Raw genomic sequence first — 14389 nt, 5'->3', positions numbered from 1 at the left:
CAGGCAATACGCGGCAGCGCGGCGCCGCAGATGATCCGGGTCAGGGCGGGTAGGCCCCAGCGCACCAAGATTGACTAATAAACGGGCACGAAGCAACCGGAGCGGGGCGCTTCGGCGCGATCAATACATGCAAAGAAAGAAAAACGCGCCCAATCGACAGCAACGCTTCGGTTGCAGCGCAGCATAGCGCCTCGCTTCGTCGGGGAAGCTAGCCGCCAGTCATGCTCATATGCCGGCCGACAGCTGGACGGCGATGGTCGCGATCAATGATGAAATCATGCCCCTTCGGCTTGCGGCCGATCGCTTCGTCGATCGCCGCCGATAGCAGAGCATCATTCTCCGAGGCACGTAGCGGCGCGCGCAAATCCGTGGCGTCTTCTTGGCCGAGGCACATGAACAGCGTGCCCGTACAGGTGACGCGGACACGGTTGCACGTCTCGCAGAAATTGTGCGTCAGCGGCGTGATGAACCCGAGGCGCCCTCCCGTCTCCGCGACCTCGACATAGCGCGCCGGCCCACCCGTCTTGTAGGGGATCTCATTCAGCGTCCAGTTCTGCTCGAGCCGGGCGCGAACGGTGGACAGCGGGAGATACTGGTCGGTGCGATCCACCTCGATCTCGCCGAGAGGCATGGTCTCGATCAAGGTCAGGTCCATGCCGCGGCCGTGAGCAAACCGCATCAGGTTGTCTATCTCGTGCTCGTTGACGTCCTTGAGCGCGACCGCATTGATCTTGACCTTAAGGCCAGCAGCCTGGGCGGCGTCGAGCCCGGCCATGACCCTGTCGAGATCGCCCCAGCGCGTGATCGCACGGAAGCGGGCCGGATCGAGCGTATCGATCGAGACGTTGATGCGGCGCACGCCGGCATCTGCCAGCTCGGAAGCAAAGCGGGAAAGCTGCGAACCATTGGTCGTCAACGTCAGTTCGTCGAGATGGCCGCTCTCGATATGGCGGCCGAGCGAGCGCACCAGGGACATGATATTGCGGCGGACCAACGGCTCGCCACCAGTCAGGCGAAGCCGGCGAACGCCCTTGGCGATGAATGCGCTGCAGAGCCGATCCAGTTCCTCGAGCGACAACACGTCCCGCTTCGGCAAGAAGGTCATGTCTTCGGCCATGCAATAGACGCAGCGGAAGTCGCACCGATCCGTCACAGAGACGCGGAGATACGTGATCGACCGACCGAACGGGTCGATCATAGGCGTCGTATCGGCAACGATCGGAACGAACTGGTTCATGCAAAACCCTCAAGCCGCCCAATTTCGTTTACGGGCCGCCATCTCTGCTATGTAGACGACATGCCGCGTGGTTTCAAAGGCACGCGGAAGATGGCGGTCGTCGGAAGGACGACCGTTAGCCAATCTATACGGCCGAAGCGCCGCCGGAGTTTCCCATGAATACCACAACCACGCCCTGGCCGACCGAGATCCGGCTTTCGCCCGACAAGCGCATCCTGACCGTCACATTCGAGGACGGCGCGCGCTACGAACTCGCGGCCGAGTATCTGCGCGTCACCAGTCCGTCGGCAGAGGTCCAGGGGCACAACAAGGCACAGAAGCAGACCGTACCAGGTAAGATCGACGTGACCATCGCCTCCATTCAGCCTGTCGGCAACTATGCGATCCGCCTGATTTTCGATGATGGCCACGACACAGGGCTGTTCACCTGGACCTACCTCGCTGAACTCGGTCGCGACCACGACAAGCTCTGGGCCACCTATCAGGCCGAGTTGCAGGAAAAGGGACTTTCCCGCAGCCGACACTGAATTCCGTCAGGATCAGGCTTGATGAGGTGAACAGCGTTGTCTTCATGCGCCACGGACTGCCGACCTCTCGATCCGTTGCAGACGCCACAACAGCGAGGCTCTGAAGGCTGAACGGCAGAGTGACGCTATCGGGCTGAGCGTCACCGCTATCCACGCCAGCAACCGATCCCCTCGAAGCAGGAGCAACGCTGGCGGCGACGGCGAAGGCCGGGCATTGGAAATCGCACCGCCTGCTGTCGGAAACGTTCCTCCACCCTGAAGAGCTCCGCGACGCTATCGACGACGTGTTCGCGCAGCCGGCCGCCAAGCCCGCTCGCAAGGTCGGGGGGCGGTGAACAAAGCGCGACGAAACTGATGCAGTCTTGGTGCACCAAACCACGCTCGGACCCGCCTTGTTCCACTTCTGCTGACTCGGACCTGCAAGGATGAGCGATGTGGAAAAGCTCGGTGAACACGCGAAACCGCTTGTATCCAGCGCTTTCTGTCTTTAACACCGGCGGCGGAGAGGTGGCCGAGTGGCCGAAGGCGCTCCCCTGCTAAGGGAGTAGACGGCTTAAAACCGTCTCGAGGGTTCGAATCCCTTCCTCTCCGCCACCACCCTTTGAAGTCATTGAAATCGCTATAAAAACCCTGCCGATCAAGGGTTTTTGCCCCAAATCCTGCTACAAAAGCGGGATGCGGCGTCGATAAAACATGTCCATCTAAACCGAGGCCGGTATGTCCTTCGTGTCACCGTCCCGGAGGATTTTCGCGACATCATCGGCAAGCGCGAACTTGTCGAGCCGCTGGACGACGACAAGAAGACGGCCGAGCGGATGTCGCACGGCGTCATAGCCGGCTCCCTCGATCAGCTTGAGCAGGCGCGCGAATCTCTCACCGCTCAATAGCCAACGCCTTCCAGCGCCGCCAAGGCACATTACGCGACCGAGCTTGTCGCCGACGACAACGCGCGCGGGGCCTTAGTCGGCAATCAGGCCGTAGCGAAGCGCAACGCTCACGTCGCACCGCATCGCGCTTCTCTTCTGCGACTTGTCGCGGCGGGTGAAATCCTCGGCGAGGCGGCGACAATTGAGAGAGGCGCGCCAGCTAAGGTCGGACCGCCAACATCAAGGTTGTCGCAAGCACCAGGACCTGCCCCCGCCGCCGCCCGGGCGTTCTGAGCGAAACACCCGCCCTCTCCTACCGGATCGAAAGATCCAGCACTTTGCCCTCGAAGAGGCGGTCGCGCGAGCCTTCTAGATGTGCGCGCATCGCCTCGCGGGCATCGTCGGCCCTGCCCTCGAGCACGGCTAGGTAGATCTGCTCGTGCTCACCGTAGACGCGCTCGAGCTGGAGGTGAGGCCCCATCAGCGAAAGACCGTGAAGGTGCATACCGACCGCGATATGCGGCTTCAGCGCATCCATCGAGGCCGTGTAGTAGTGATTATTGGCGGCTTCCGTCACTGCCCGGTGGAACAGGAAGTCCGCATCGGTGCGGTGGAGCTGATGGCTCGTGGCGTCGCGAAGATCGGCAAGCGCTTCAGCGATCTTGTTCATGGCCGCCTCGTCCCGGCGCAGCGCAGCGAAACAGGCAGCATCCGGCTCGATCGTCAGGCGGAACTCATAGCAGCGCTGGATGTCGGCAATCGACTTAACGGGCGAATAAGCCAGTTGCGTCTGCGGCGATACCGCCGCCCGGACGAAGGTCCCGGCACCTTGCCTCGAATAGACAATGCCCTTCTCGCGCAGACGGCCGAGCGCATCGCGCACGATTGGCCGCGAAACACCCAGCATGGACGCCAGTTCATGCTCGCCGGGAAGCCGCGTATCGGGCGGATAGTTGCCGTCCTGGATGCGCTGGCTCAGTTCCTCAAAAACCCGGTCGACGAGCTTGGTCGGCCGGGGCTTGGCAGGACTGTCGAGAGGCGTTGGTTCCGTATTGGCCATCGGTTCACTTCGGTAGCAGGTTTGCGAGGGCGTCGACGTCGCCGAACCCGCCAGATTTGACGATGCAGCGTACCCCCGGCTGGCCCGGGCGTTCGATCAAAAACCACGGCAGGCCCGGCGCTGCCTCGCCCTGGGGATAGATCACGCCAGACCCCATCCCGTCCAGTATGGCAAGGGCCGTGTCGCCTCCACAGGCAACCAGCGTATCGGGTTCTGCCCTGGCGACAGCGTCCCGCGCCACCTCGGCGAACCGGTGCATTGCCACGCTGTCCGCGCCGGAAAGCGGATCGACGCTGCGGAGCACGATCGGCAGCGAGATCGCGCCCCGATGGGGTGGAACGTCGTACACGGGCGCGGCCCTGGCGAGATCGTCGATTTGAGCGATTGTGATTGGGTCGCGTGAGCCGATCGCAAAGAGAGTTCGCGGGCTCGGTCGAAACGGAGCGTGGCGGACGCTGCCAAGGCGCCGGGCGAAGGCGGCGCCAAGGCCGCGGGCGCCAACAGCCAGTGTCTGCGACCAGTCATGCTCGGCAACGATCCGGTCGAGCTCCGCGTCTGTCATGGCATCAACAATGATTGTGCCCGGCGGGAGATGCGGCTTGATCGGCAGCGGCACCGCGACGCCGCGTCCTGTCACTGCCCCGCCGACCGTCAGCCGGCCCTGCTCCGGCACCCCCGGCGCTACCACGATGCGGGCGCAATCGAAGGCGCGTGCCATCGCCTCGGTTTCGACGAGGACATGCCCCTTCAGCCGGGAGTCGATTTTCTTGAACATTGTCCGGGGTTCAGTCGCCCGCAGCCGCGACGCCACGTCGGCCACGGTCGCGGCCGCGTCGTCGGCACTCGCGCCCCGCGTCGCGGTGTTGACGACGATCACGTCGGGATGATCCCGGAGCGCGGCGTCGAGCGCGTCCGGCCCGATCGCAACGGCCACCGTCAACCCAGCCAGCGCAAACGGACTGGAGCTGTCGAGCGCGCCCGTGAGGTCATCCGCGATGATGGCGAAAAGCGGCCTCATGCCGGCACCGCGTGGCAAGCGACGAAATGGCCTTCGCCACGATCGCGCCATTCCGGCACGATCGTGCGGCACTCGGCCATGGCGATCGGGCAGCGTGTGTGGAAGCGGCAGCCGGGCGGCGGGTTGAGCGGGCTCGGCACGTCCCCTTCGAGGATTTGCCGATGGCGGTTGCGCTCCGCGACCGGATCGGCCTCCGGCACGGCCGACATCAGCGCCTTGGTATAGGGATGAAGCGGCTCACCGAAGAGCTGATCGCGCGTGCCAAGCTCGGCGAGGCGCCCAAGATACATGACGCCCACTCTGGTCGAGATGTGACGCACAACGGCGAGGTCGTGCGCGATGAAAAGATAGGTGAGGCCGTATTTTTCCTGCAGGTCGAGCAGCAAATTGATGATCTGGGCCTGAATCGAGACGTCGAGGGCGGAAATAGCCTCGTCACAGACGATGAATTTCGGCTGGCATGCCAGCGCGCGGGCGATCGCCACGCGTTGGCGCTGTCCGCCCGAGAGTTCATGCGGATAGCGTTGGGCGAAACGTGGCGGAAGACCGACATCGGCGAGCAGCCTCTCGATCCGATGCGGCAACTCGCTGCGCTTGCAAAGACCGTGAAAAAGGATCGGCTCGCCAACGGCGTCGCCGACCGTCATGCGCGGGTTGAGGGTGGAGTACGGGTCCTGAAAGACGATCTGCAGGTCGCGCCGGATCGGCCGCATCGCCTTCTCGTCGAGCGTTGCAATGTCCCGCCCTTGGTAGACGACCCGCCCGGCGGTCGGCCGGTGCAGATTAAGAATGGCAAAGCCGGTTGTCGACTTGCCGCAGCCGCTCTCCCCGACGAGGCTCAGTGTCTCCCCCTCGGCAATGTCGAACGTCGCATCGTCGAGAGCGTGGACGGTGACGGCTCGCTCTCCAAAAGCGCCGAGGCGGATGGGAAAGTGCTTCTGCAACTTTTCCACACGGATTAGCGGTTGTGCACCCATCATGCGGCCTCCGACATCAGCCGGCCGGCAAAATGGCAGGCGACACGATGCGCGTTCGAGCTCCCCTGCATCGGCTGGAGCGCCGGCGCATTCTGGCGGCAAACCTCCTGCGCCAACGGGCAGCGCGGCGCGAAGGCGCAGCCCGATGGCCGGCGGCCGGGCTCGGGCGGGGTGCCGCCGATCGAGCTGAGGCGGGCCATCGTCGAACCGGAGACACGCGGAATGGAAGCGAGGAGTCCCCGCGTATAGGGATGGCCGGGCGTGGCAAAGAGCTGGTCGACGGGCGCGTCCTCCACCACCGTACCGGCATAGAGCACGCAGATGCGGTCGGCGAGGCCGGCGATTAGCGCGAGGTCATGCGTGATCCAGACCACCGACATGCCGAGGCGCTTCCGGAGTTCCTTCACCAGATCAACGATCTGCGCCTGGATGGTCACGTCGAGCGCCGTGGTTGGCTCGTCGGCGATCAGCAGTTCCGGCTCGCAGGCAAGTCCGGCCGCGATCATCACGCGCTGGCGCATGCCGCCGGACAGTTCGTGCGGATAGGAATGCAGCCGCTCCTCTGCGCCGGGAATTCCGACGAGACGGAGAAGTTCGCCGGACCGCTTCCAGGCATCGGCACGGCTCATGTCGCGATGGTAGATCAGCGGCTCGCTGAGTTGGGCTCCGATCTTCATGACAGGGTTCAACGACGTCATCGGATCCTGGAAGACAAAGCCGATGCGTCCGCCGCGCACCTGGCGCAACTCGCGTCGCGACAGCTTCAGCAGATCACGGCCCTGGAATTCGGCCCGACCGCCGGCAACGCGGATCTTGTTGGGCAGCAGGCGGAGCAGGCTGAGCATGGTGAGGCTCTTGCCGCAGCCGCTCTCGCCGACAATGCCAAGCGTCTCGCCCTTATCGACATGCAGGTCGATCCCCGCGACGATGGTGGCCGGGCCACTCCTGGTTTCGATCTCGATCGAGAGATCCGTAACGTCAAGCAGCCGCTCGCTCATTTGCTGCCCCTTGGGTTGAGTGCGTCGTTGAGCCCGTCGCCCAGAAAGGAGAAGGCGACCGTAGCAAGACCGAGCACGGCGGCCGGTGCGGCGAGCAGGTGCGGATAGTGCTGCCAGACCCGTAGCCCGTCCGAGATCATGTTGCCCCAACTCGGCGTGGGCGGATTGACACCGACGCCGAGGAAGGAGAAGGCGCTTTCCAGCACCATGGCGGAGCCGAGCCCCGCGCTGACGGCGACGATCAACGGACCGAGCGCATTCGGCACGACATAGCGGATGAGGATGATCCGGTTGGTGAGCCCCAGCGCCCGCGCGGCCGTGACATAGGGTCGACTGCGGATCGTGAGCACTTGTGCACGGACAAGGCGAGCATAGGGCGGCCACGAGATCAACGCCATCGAGCCGAAGACGAGCAGGAAGTCGACCCAGATCGTCTCTCGGTAGAATGGGTTGAGAGTTACGAGATACCGGGCTTCCATCCACTGGCTGAGTGGCGTTTTCAGCGATGCGTTGATCACGACGACCAGCAACAGGTTGGGAACCGACATGGTCATGTCGGTGAACCACATGATTGTCCGGTCGACCAGGCCGCCGAAGAAGCCCGCGACCGCGCCGAGCGCTACGCCGATCGCGACGGCGATCGCGGTGACGACGACCGCCACGATCAGAGCCGTTCGCGTGCCGTAAAGCACACGACTGAAGACGTCGCGCCCGAGATCGTCGGTGCCGAACCAGTGCGAAAGGCTTGGCGCAAGGTTTCTGGCCTCGAGGTTCTGGCTGAGAAAGTCGTAGGGCGTCAGCATCGGCCCGAAGGCGGCGGCGAAGACGAGGACCAGAACCATCACCAGCCCAGCGACCGCCAGCCGGTTGCGCAGCAGACGAGACCACGCGTCGCGCCAAAGACTGACCGGGGCCTCGTCGGGAACGGGTACCGACATCGGAACAAAAGCCATTCAACGCCCCTTCATGCTGGTCGCTGCCCGCGGATCGAGGAGCGGGTACAGGACATCGACGAGCAGGTTCGAGAGCATCACGAGAAGAGAGCCGATCAATGTGATGGCCAAGATCACCGGATAGTCGGAATTGATCAGGGCCTGCACAGTCAGGCGCCCCAGACCCGGCAGGCCGAAGACCAGCTCGACGAAGATCGCGCCGTTGATGATGGTGATCATGATGAGGCCGAGCTGGGTCACGACCGGCGTGAGTACCGGTCGGAGCACATGCTTGAGCGCCACGAACAGTTCCGGCACGCCCTTCGCTCGCGCGGTGCGCACGAAATCCTCGCTCAGCACCTCGATGACGGCGGCGCGGGTCTGCCGCACGATGAGCGCGATCGGCTGGAAGGAGAGCACGACGAGAGGCAAAATGATCCGCGCGTCAAAAACCCCGCCCCAGCCATAGGGAACATGGATGCCGGGAAGGATCAGGAGAAGGCCCACCATCAGCAGCGGCCCCGCCACATAGGGCGGAATGGCCCAGAGAAAAAGTGCCGAGCCCAGGATGGTGTAGTCGAGCTTGGTATTCTGGTTAAGCCCAGCCACGAGCCCGAGCGGAACCGCGATGAGGGCCGTGACCACGATCGCGCAGAGGCCGAGCTTGAAGCTCACCGGCGCCGCGGCCGAGATCATCGCCCAGACAGAACGGCCGGAATTCAGCGAGTTGCCGAAATTCCCCTGCAAGAGGTTCAGGAGATAATTGGCGAACTGTTCGAGGAACGGCTTGGTGAGGCCGGCACTCTCCCGGATCGCCTCGACGCGCACCGGGTCGTAGGCGACGTCGCCGGGCGCACGCAGGAAGATCAGTTTGATCGGGTCTCCGGCGCCATAAAAGGCGAGCGCGTAGACCCCCAGCATGACGAGAAGAACCGATGGGATCCATAGCAGGATCCGCATCGCGATGTATCGGAGCATGGCCCCTGATTCCTACTTCTATCCGGTCGGGGCGGAGGCGCCATGAAGCGCCTCCGGAACGTGACGAAGACGTCAGTTGATCGCAATGTCCCAGGGAGCGACGACCTGGAAGTCCAGGTTCTTGTCCATGCCGGCGACATTCGCCGTTGCCCAACGCGACATCGTCTGTGCGTACCAGGGGATGAACATCCAATCCTCCCGGAAGGCCTTCTGCGCCTCCTGCGCGAGCGTTACGCGCGCGGGGTCGTCGGCCGCCTTCGTCGAAGCCTCGGCAAGCTTGGCGTCCACCGTCTCGTTCTTGTAGCCGCCCATCTTGTCGCGGGCATTGCCGGCGGTCGAGGCGATCGAACCGAGCAGATAGCTGGCCGCATCCGGCAAGCGGGTGCCGACGTCGTCGCGGAAGATCTGCACCGCATTCTGGTCCGGACCGGCATACGCGTCCTGCTGCGGCTTCATGTCGACGGCGGTAATGCCGAGGTTCTGCCGCCACTGCTCGGCGATGTACTGCGCCGCGGCCTGGATGGCCGGCCCCGAAATGCCGACGAACAGCAGCTTCGGCAGTCGCTCGGGTCCGCCATAGCTCGATTCGGCGAGCGCCTTCTTGGCGGCGGCCGGATCGTAGGGGAACGGCTCGAAGCCGGACTGGTCCGCGCCGGGGACCGAATTCAGTACCTGGTCGGTCTTCTTGTGCGGCCCGTCCGGATAGGAAGCCTTGATCAGTCCGTCACGGTCGACGGCCATGATCAGCGCCTGGCGGACCTTGATGTCATCGAGAGGCGCGCGCGAACCATTGAACCAGAAGTGCTGGCTGGTGGGGATCTGCGGGCCGGCGGCGAATTCGGGGCCGAGATCCTGGATGATGGTCGAGGTAACCAGTTCGGTATGGGCGTTGAATTCGCCGGACTTGATCAACTGCGTCGCGGTGACATTGTCCTCGATGGACGTGATCTCGATCCGGGCCAGCTTCGGCTTGGCGACGAAAAAGTTCTCGTTCGGCTCGAACACCAGCTTACCGGCATCGAGGTCGATCGAGGTCGGCTTGAACGGGCCGGAGACGACAACGCCGTTCTGCGGCATATACCAGTCAGGCGCCTCGTTGCCATCGTCACCGCGAGACTGGCTCACTTTGGTGATCGGCGCGATGTGATTGCCAAGGCGCATGAAGAAGATCGGATCGGGCGCGGCGAGCGTGACGACGACCGTCGATGCGTCCGGCGTGGCGACGCCTGAGAGTTCCTTGGTCTTGCCGCCGGTGATCTCGGCATATCCATTCACACCGGAGATCACCTGCGCGATGCGCTGGTTGGTCGAGGCCGGCATGGCCGCCAGCTCCCAGGATCCCTTGACGTCGGCCGCGGTAATCGGACTGCCATCGGAGAATTTCGACGCCGGATCGATCTTGAACGTCCAGACCGTGTTGTCGGCGTTCGGCGCCCAGCTTGCGAAAACATAGGGGTGAATCTTGCCCTCTGCGTCGAACCGCATCGGCGAGGCCCACCAGGCCGAATTCCAGCGATAGGGAACGCCACCACCGCGCAACGGCGACCAATCCTGCGCGAAGCTGGGGTTGGCAACCTTCAGCACCTGGCCTTCCTGTGCCACGACGATCCGGGCCCCAAACCCGAAGGCCGTGATGCCCACGGCAGCGCCGAGGCCAAGCTTGAGCGCCTCGCGGCGAGTCGGCGCGCCTGTATCCCTGTTCGACATTGTCTGTCCCTCCCATTTGGCGATCCTATCGGCGAATGCTCCCTCCACGAGCGCTCGCCAATCGCGACGCGAACCCTCACCCCGAATTGTAAACCTGTCAATACGGAATCGAAAATTCCGGACGGCGATGTGAAGAATGGCGCCTGAAGCCTTACAATACCTAGTAAGTCCCTGCGCGAGGCAACAACGTTCAACCAAATGGCAACTTGACAACAAGGCGCTCAGTTGTGAGGCTCCGACTGAAGTGTCATTGGGAAGGACGGGACGATGAGTGCGGATCTCGAAGGCAAGCGATGCCTCATCATAGGCGCGAGTTCGGGGATAGGCGCGGCTGTCGCCACCCGGTTCGGCGCGCTGGGCGTCAAGGTCGCGGTCCACTGCAACGGCAATCGCGAGGGGGGCGAGTCGGTCGCCGCGACGATCCGCGAGGGTGGCGGCAGCGCCACGGTTCTACAGGGCGACGTCGCCGATGGAGAGATAGCCGCCAGTCTCATTGACCAGGCAGCGGAGCAGCTCGGCGGACTCGATATCCTCGTCAACAACGCCGGTTCGATGTTCGGTCGCACCGCCATCGCCGACGCCACGGACGAGCAGTACGAGAACGTCATCGCGCTCAATATCGGCGGCGTCTTCTTCGCCGCCCGCAGGGCCGCGCAGCTGATGGGCGAACAGCGCTCGGGCACCATCATCAACACAACGTCGGTCGCCGCCCGTACAGGCGGCGGCGGTGGTGCCGGCCTCTATGGTTCGGCCAAGGGATTCGTCTCGACGATCACCCGCGTTCTTGCCAAGGAGCTTGCCCCAACCGGCGTGCGCGTCAACGCCGTCGCGCCCGGCGTGATCCTGACGCCCTTCCACGAACGCTTTTCGACGCCCGAGCAGCTTGCCGCCGCCGCCCAGACCATCCCGATGGGGCGCCTCGGCACTCCGGAGGAATGCGTCGGTGCCTTCGAATTCCTCGCAAGCGAGCGCATGAGCGGCTACATCACTGGCCAGATCATCGAGGTCAACGGCGGACAGTTAATGCCATGAACGAGACTAGCCCCATCATCGGCATCACCATGGGCGACGCTGCAGGCGTCGGCGCCGAGGTGATTTGCAAGGCGCTCGCCGACCTTGCCCCTGCGGAGCGAGCCCAGATTCGCATCTTCGGCAATCGCGACGTGCTCCAGCGCGCCGCCGGCGTCGTCGGCGCGACGCTCGATTTCTCGGCCGGGTCCAATGACATCGCCGTCGACCACATCCCTTTCGAGGGAGACATTCCTGCCTTCGGCAAGCTCGATCCGCGCGCTGGCGATGCCAGCTTCCGCTATATCGAGAAGGCGGTACGCGCGGCGGAAGGCGGTGAGATCGGCTGCATCGTCACTGCGCCGATCAACAAGCAAGCGCTGAACGACGCCGGACACCACTATGACGGCCATACCGGCATGCTGGCGGCGCTGACCGGCGCCAAGTCCAGCTTCATGCTGCTCGCTTCGGAGCGCATGTCGGTCATCCATGTCTCGACCCACGTCGCGCTGCGCGGCGCCATCGAGCGGTCGAAGACCCAGCGCATCCTTGAGACAATCCGCGCCGGCTACCGGCATTTCCGCCGACTTGGGATCGAATCACCGCGCATCGCTGTCGCGGGCCTCAATCCGCATTGCGGCGAGAATGGCCTGTTCGGCACGGAAGACGATGAGCAGATCGCGCCCGCTGTCGCGGCTGCGCGGGCGGAGGGTATCGACGCGGTCGGCCCGATCTCGGCCGACACGGTCTTCCATCGGGCCTATAACGGCGCGTTCGACCTGGTCGTCGCACAGTATCACGATCAGGGCCACATCCCGATGAAGCTGGTCGCGTTCGACACGACCGTCAACGTGTCGCTTGGCCTGCCGATCGACCGCGCATCGGTCGACCACGGAACCGCCTTTGACATCGCCGGCACCGGCAAGGCCGATCACGTCAACATGCACGCGGCCATCGCTTATGCGAAGCGGCTCGCCGGCACGCCGAGGAACGTCGCATGAGCTTCGCCATTTCGGGCGTCAACTGCGCGGCGGCGACGCCGTTCAACGCCGATCTCTCGCCGGATCTCGGGCTTTTCGCCGAGCATTGCCAGCGTCTTCTCGACATGGGATGCCACGGCATCGCCCTGCTCGGCACCACAGGCGAGGCAAATTCCCTCTCGCTCGCTGAGCGAAAGACCATACTGGAGGCAGCCCTCGGCGCCGGTATCGCTCCCGATCAGCTGATCCCGGGAACCGGTGTCGCGGCGATCCCCGAGACTGTTGAACTGACCCGCCACGCGCTCGCCAACGGTGTCACCAGGGTCGTGATGCTGCCGCCTTATTACTACAAGGGCGTTTCGGACGACGGCCTCTTCGCCGCCTATGCGCGGATCATCGAGGCGGTGGGCGACGACCGCCTTCGGATCATCCTCTATCATATCCCGCAGGTCTCGGGCGTTCCGCTGTCCCGCTCCCTCGTCGCCCGGCTGATCGCGGCCTTTCCCGACATCGTCGTCGGCATCAAGGATTCGTCCGGCGACCTTGCCAACATGCAGGCGATGGTCGCCGATCATCCCGGCTTCGCGGTGCTGGCCGGAGCCGATCCGCTCCTCCTGCCCCTGCTCGGTTCGGGCGGCGCGGGCTGCATCACCGCCACTTCCAATCTCGTCGCAGACTCGCTTCGCGCTATTTATGACGGCTTCCGCGAACCGTCGGTTGCCGAACCAGCCCAGGCGCGCATCAACGCCTGGCGCAGCCTCTCGAACAGCTATGTCCAGATCCCCGCGATCAAGGCCATGATCGGCGTTGCGAACGGCGAAACAGGCTGGGAGCGCGTGCGACCACCGCTCCTGCCACTTAGCCCGACCCAACTCGACGATCTCCGCGCCAAGGTAGCCGAATTGCCATGACCACGATGCCCAGCCTGGACAGCCTGGACGGCGTTCTTCACCGCGTCGGCAGTGACCGCTCGGATGCGTTCCTTCCGGCGCTCACAGTCCAGAACCACGCCGCGAATCTCGCCTACTTGCCGGATGGAACGCTGACCTGCGTCTGGTTCGGCGGCACGATGGAGGGCATGGGCGACATCTCGGTCTATCTCTCCCGTCTCGCGCCGGGCGCGCAGCGCTGGTCGGCGCCGGAGAAGCTCTCGGACGACGACGGAAAATCCGAGCAGAACCCCCTCCTCTTCGTCGCGCCGGACGGCGCTGTATGGCTGCTCCACACCTCGCAGACCTCCGGCCATCAGGACGGCTCGGTGGTGAAGCGGCGCATCTCGCACGATGGCGGCCTCACCTTTGGCCCGGTCGAAACGCTCTGGGACGTGCCGGGAACTTTTGTCCGGCAGCCGATCGTCGTGAACGGCCGTGGCGAATGGCTGCTGCCGCTGTTCCGCTGCATCGGCATTCCGGGCGAGCGCTGGACAGGCGACGCGGATTTCGCCTCCGTCCTCGTCAGCGTGGACCATGGCGCCAGCTGGACCATGCATGATCTGCCCGAGAGCATCGGCGCGGTTCACATGAACATCGTGCCACTTGGCGGCGACGAAATGGTCGCCTTCTTCCGCCACCGCTTCGCCGAGCGGATCCAGAGGAGCCGCTCCCATGACGGGGGACGGAACTGGAGCCCACCGGAGCCCACGACGCTCCCAAACAACAATTCCTCAGTTCAGGCGATCCGTTGCGCCGATGGCCAGATCGCCATCGTCTACAACCACGTCGACGCCTCAGCGTCGACCGATCGCCGGCTCTCGCTCTACGACGACATTGAGGATACCGCTGGCGACGCTGAAGCCGCGTCAACGCCTGAGCCGGCCGATCGCCGGAAGGCGATCTGGGGTGTGCCCCGCGCGCCGCTAAGCCTGGCTTTCTCAAAGGATGGCGGCCAGACCTTCGGCGAACGCATCGACCTCGAGACGGGCGATGGCTACTGCCTGACCAACAACTCGAAGGACGGGCTGAACCGGGAGTTCTCCTACCCGTCGATCCTCGAAGCACCCGACAACTCGCTGGAGATCGCCTTCACTTATTTCCGCCGCGCCATCAAGCATGTCCGGCTCGATAGGCGCTAAGCCTTCATCCATTGCGACATGAAATGCGGC

The 14389-nt window shown here is 64.2% G+C and carries 14 protein-coding genes and 1 tRNA gene; 7 read left to right on the top strand and 8 right to left on the bottom strand.

Features of this window, described 5'->3' with window-relative positions; translation table 11 throughout:
• Positions 1-208: 208 nt before the first annotated feature.
• The gene (moaA, locus tag OSH12_RS02900) at positions 209-1237 is read right to left on the bottom strand and encodes a GTP 3',8-cyclase MoaA (protein ID WP_266341991.1); all 1029 of its coding nucleotides are present in this window, start codon (positions 1235-1237) and stop codon (positions 209-211) included.
• A gap of 155 nt (positions 1238-1392) precedes the next feature.
• Here moaA and OSH12_RS02895 point away from each other — a divergent pair, with 155 nt between their 5' ends.
• The 3 genes from OSH12_RS02895 (at position 1393) to OSH12_RS26235 (ending at position 2651) form a co-directional block, all read left to right on the top strand.
• On the top strand, positions 1393-1764 hold the full coding sequence (locus tag OSH12_RS02895) for a DUF971 domain-containing protein (protein ID WP_266341990.1): 372 nt from the start codon (positions 1393-1395) through the stop codon (positions 1762-1764).
• 501 nt (positions 1765-2265) lie between these two features.
• A tRNA-Ser gene (locus OSH12_RS02890) sits at positions 2266-2358 on the top strand.
• Between the two features lie 53 nt (positions 2359-2411).
• Positions 2412-2651 (top strand): DUF6538 domain-containing protein, encoded by a 240-nt coding sequence (locus OSH12_RS26235; protein WP_380223800.1) that lies wholly within the window; start codon positions 2412-2414, stop codon positions 2649-2651.
• Between the two features lie 292 nt (positions 2652-2943).
• Here the strand turns inward: OSH12_RS26235 and OSH12_RS02880 are convergent, their stop codons facing one another.
• The 7 genes from OSH12_RS02880 to OSH12_RS02850 form a co-directional block, all read right to left on the bottom strand.
• The gene (locus OSH12_RS02880; protein ID WP_266341988.1) at positions 2944-3690 is read right to left on the bottom strand and encodes a FadR/GntR family transcriptional regulator; all 747 of its coding nucleotides are present in this window, start codon (positions 3688-3690) and stop codon (positions 2944-2946) included.
• 4 nt (positions 3691-3694) lie between these two features.
• Complete coding sequence (locus tag OSH12_RS02875) at positions 3695-4708, bottom strand: four-carbon acid sugar kinase family protein (RefSeq protein WP_266341987.1); 1014 nt, start codon at positions 4706-4708, stop codon at positions 3695-3697.
• On the bottom strand, positions 4705-5685 hold the full coding sequence (locus OSH12_RS02870; RefSeq protein ID WP_266342438.1) for an ABC transporter ATP-binding protein: 981 nt from the start codon (positions 5683-5685) through the stop codon (positions 4705-4707). The genes OSH12_RS02875 and OSH12_RS02870 overlap by 4 nt, the downstream gene beginning before the upstream one ends.
• Positions 5685-6683: an ABC transporter ATP-binding protein gene (locus OSH12_RS02865; protein WP_266341986.1), complete on the bottom strand. Its 999-nt coding sequence runs from the start codon at positions 6681-6683 to the stop codon at positions 5685-5687. Before OSH12_RS02865 ends, OSH12_RS02870 begins: the two co-directional genes overlap by 1 nt.
• Positions 6680-7636, bottom strand: coding sequence for an ABC transporter permease (locus tag OSH12_RS02860; protein WP_266341985.1), 957 nt, complete (start codon positions 7634-7636; stop codon positions 6680-6682). Before OSH12_RS02860 ends, OSH12_RS02865 begins: the two co-directional genes overlap by 4 nt.
• A complete protein-coding gene (locus OSH12_RS02855; protein ID WP_266341984.1) occupies positions 7637-8593 on the bottom strand; it encodes an ABC transporter permease in 957 nt (318 codons plus the stop codon).
• Positions 8594-8665: 72 nt separating this feature from the next.
• Positions 8666-10300, bottom strand: coding sequence for an ABC transporter substrate-binding protein (locus OSH12_RS02850; protein WP_266341983.1), 1635 nt, complete (start codon positions 10298-10300; stop codon positions 8666-8668).
• A gap of 267 nt (positions 10301-10567) precedes the next feature.
• Between OSH12_RS02850 and OSH12_RS02845 the strand changes: the two genes are divergently transcribed.
• The 4 genes from OSH12_RS02845 to OSH12_RS02830 are packed head-to-tail and all read left to right on the top strand — an operon-like array spanning position 10568 to position 14359.
• Complete coding sequence (locus OSH12_RS02845) at positions 10568-11332, top strand: SDR family NAD(P)-dependent oxidoreductase (RefSeq protein ID WP_266341982.1); 765 nt, start codon at positions 10568-10570, stop codon at positions 11330-11332.
• Entirely contained in the window at positions 11329-12309 is a 981-nt protein-coding gene (pdxA, locus tag OSH12_RS02840; RefSeq protein ID WP_266341981.1) for a 4-hydroxythreonine-4-phosphate dehydrogenase PdxA, read from the top strand. Before OSH12_RS02845 ends, pdxA begins: the two co-directional genes overlap by 4 nt.
• Positions 12306-13199, top strand: coding sequence for a dihydrodipicolinate synthase family protein (locus tag OSH12_RS02835; RefSeq protein WP_266341980.1), 894 nt, complete (start codon positions 12306-12308; stop codon positions 13197-13199). The genes pdxA and OSH12_RS02835 overlap by 4 nt, the downstream gene beginning before the upstream one ends.
• Positions 13196-14359, top strand: a complete 1164-nt coding sequence (locus tag OSH12_RS02830; protein ID WP_380223807.1) for a sialidase family protein — start codon at positions 13196-13198, stop codon at positions 14357-14359. Before OSH12_RS02835 ends, OSH12_RS02830 begins: the two co-directional genes overlap by 4 nt.
• The last annotated feature ends 30 nt before the right edge of the window (positions 14360-14389 follow it).

Source organism: Kaistia terrae (assembly GCF_026344005.1).
GTDB lineage: Bacteria > Pseudomonadota > Alphaproteobacteria > Rhizobiales > Kaistiaceae > Kaistia > Kaistia terrae.
The sequence above is the reverse complement of the archived record's forward strand: the minus strand, read 5'-3'. Positions and strand labels throughout refer to the sequence as shown.